Source organism: Gordonia sp. DT30 (genome assembly GCF_049844915.1).
Classification (GTDB): Bacteria; Actinomycetota; Actinomycetes; order Mycobacteriales; family Mycobacteriaceae; genus Gordonia.
In genome coordinates, this window is record NZ_JBNCLY010000138.1 from 1 (window position 1) to 212 (window position 212).

Here is a 212-nt window from a genome sequence, read left to right on the forward strand (position 1 = left end):
GTCGTCGGTCAACTCGCCATCAGGGTCGAGGTGCGCCATCAGGCGGGCACCGATCGCGGTCAACTCCGCGGGGGTGTGCACGCGCGCGTAGTCGGCCATCTGCTTTTCGGCGTTGACCTTGATGTCGTGGTCGACCTGATGCGGGATGTCGTCGAGGACGTCGATCACCACCCGCGCATGCGCGGGCCCGACCGCCCCCTCGGCGAACGCCT

At 68.4% G+C, this 212-nt stretch carries 1 protein-coding gene; it reads right to left on the bottom strand.

Translation table 11 applies throughout. The features are described from left to right. On the bottom strand, window positions 1–212 hold a 212-nt coding region (locus ACLQ3C_RS21765; RefSeq protein WP_425707151.1), incomplete at both ends, for a DUF222 domain-containing protein.